The sequence below is a fragment of the Halalkalibacter flavus genome (assembly GCF_036663575.1).
GTDB classification, from domain to species: Bacteria; Bacillota; Bacilli; order Bacillales; family Bacillaceae_D; genus Halalkalibacter; species Halalkalibacter flavus.
Map to the genome: position 1 here is coordinate 1 of NZ_JAWRVK010000179.1, position 288 is coordinate 288.

The window sequence follows — 288 nt, forward strand, 5'->3', positions numbered from 1 at the left end:
TTGCTTGTTAACAACACTGCACAAGCCCATGAAGTGCAAGAGGAAGAAACAGCGCACTAACAAAAAGCACACGCTCTCTGAGCGTGTGCTTTTCTTTTTGGCTTTACTTGCTTGAAGCATCCTTCACCACTTCAACTGACGTTACCGTCACCGTCTCCGTTGGCTTATCGTTGTCATCAGTTGCGACTGACGCAATCTTGTCGACGAAGTCCATACCTGAAATAACTTGACCAAAGACCGTGTATGAGCCATCCAACGTTGGGTTTCCACCCTTCTTGTATGCGTCAT

The 288-nt window shown here is 46.9% G+C and carries 1 protein-coding gene; it reads right to left on the minus strand.

The genetic code is table 11. The features are described from left to right. Positions 1–103 precede the first annotated feature (103 nt). The coding region (locus SAY88_RS24900; protein WP_332635106.1) for a peptidylprolyl isomerase at positions 104–288 on the minus strand (185 nt) is incomplete at its 5' end.